The sequence below is a fragment of the Frankia sp. CcMO1 genome, from assembly GCF_977945845.1.
Window position 1 is genome coordinate 1 of the sequence record NZ_CDWTMG010000217.1, and the last position, 1,893, is coordinate 1,893.

General features: G+C 70.7%; 1 protein-coding gene. It reads left to right on the forward strand.

The genetic code is table 11. The features are described from left to right. Positions 1-363 precede the first annotated feature (363 nt). Complete coding sequence (locus AC08OU_RS19725) at positions 364-1,713, forward strand: hemolysin family protein (protein WP_476605516.1); 1,350 nt, start codon at positions 364-366, stop codon at positions 1,711-1,713. Positions 1,714-1,893: the final 180 nt, after the last annotated feature.

Consider the following 1,893-nt stretch of genomic DNA (forward strand, 5'->3'; position numbering starts at 1 on the left):
ACTCCTTGGCTCGGGCCCACGCCAGGCCCGTCCCTGGGCCCAGCATCGAAGTAGCCCGTCGGCTGCGGCATGAAAAGCTTGCAGGGTTTCCGTGCGCGGGCTTGCGGTAGCCGTCGATCAGCGTCGCTGGCGGTCGGATCGTCTGGACGGCACGTGGCTGCGACTGCCCGGTATCAGCCGCTTAGCTCCGGTCGTGGATGGCTGCCTCGGCGTCGGCACCGGTCCGGGCCCCGGCGCGTTCAGGCTGTGTGTGGCGACCTGGGGCGGGTGGGGGCGCTCGGCATGAGTGGCGCGGGTTGGCGTGGATGGCGCGGCGCCTGGTTACCGTGTTCCCTTCGATGCGACGAGGAGTGCTGATCTTCTGTGGGCGGTTACGGCACACAGCTGGGGTTGGTGGTGGTGCTGGTCCTGCTGAATGCGGTGTTCGCCGGCAGCGAGATGGCGTTGATCTCGCTGCGCGAGAGCCAGCTGCAGCGACTGGAGCGCACGTCACGGTCGGGTCGCGTGCTGGCCCGGCTCGCACGGGATCCGAACCGGTTTCTGGCGACGATCCAGATCGGGATCACCCTGGCGGGGTTCCTGGCTTCGGCGGCGGCCGCGGTCTCGCTCGCGGAACCGTTGGTGGGGCCGCTGGGGTTCCTCGGGTCGGCCGCGAAGCCGGCGGCGATCGTACTGGTCACCCTTGTGCTGACGTTCCTGACCCTGGTGGTCGGGGAACTGGCGCCCAAGCGGCTGGCGATGCAGCGGACGGAGCGGTGGGCGTTGCTGGTGGCCCGCCCGCTGGACCTGCTGTCCACGCTGTCGCGTCCGGCGGTCTGGTTCCTGGGTCTGGCCACGGATCTGGCTGTGCGGGTGGCGGGCGGGGACCCGCACGCCGCGCGGCAGGAGGTGACCACCGAGGAGATCCGCGACATGCTCGCGGCGCGGCGTGACTTCTCGCCCGAGCAGCGGACCATCATCAGCGGCGCGTTCGAGATCGCGGAGCGGGTCCTGCGCGAGATCCTCATCCCGCGCCGGGACGTCGTCTTCCTGCCCGGCACCCTGCCGGTGGACGACGCGCTGCGCCGATTGATCGGCTCGGGCCACTCGCGGGCGCCGGTTACCGGGCCCGCGGGCGCCGACGACATCCTCGGGGTCGCGCACCTTCGGGACCTGGTCCACGCCACCGGCACGGTCGCCGAGCATGTCCGCCCGACGGTGTTCTTTCCCGACACCCTGCGGGTGTCCGACGCGCTGCGGCAGATGCGCCAGCTCCGGCAGCAGCTCGCCGTGGTGGTCGACGAGCACGGCGCGGTCGACGGGATGGTCACGATGGAAGACCTCGTCGAAGAGATCGTCGGTGAGATCTACGACGAGACCGACCGCGACGTCCAGTCCGTGGTCCGCGAGCCCGACGGCAGTGTGCTGCTAGCGGGCACCTTCCCCATCCACGACCTGCCCGACATCGGCGTGGACGTCGACACCCGGGACGACGGGGACTACACCACCATCGCCGGGCTCGTCCTCGCCCGGCTCCGGCACATCCCCACCGGCCCCGGCGAACGCGTCGACCTGGGTCCCTACACCGGGGAGGTCGTGGAAGTCACCGGTCACGCCATCACGAAGGTCCGGCTGCGCCCACCGCCGGGCACGAGCAACGACGGCGCAGCTGCCGAGCCGGACCGGACCGCCCCGCAGGAGACCAAGGTCGCCTCCGAGCAACCCCCGCCCTGAGATCGCCACTCATGTCGCCGACGTTGCGTAGGACGGATTCGGCGGTGGTTGTTCGTTCCGTACGCCGACGGCGGCCGCGGTAGCTCGCCGTCTCCAGGGGAGATCCGGTCGCCGGCCGGACGGCGAAACGACCTTGAGGCAGGAGCCGACTCCGTGCTAGGCGTTAAGAGCCTGTTGGTA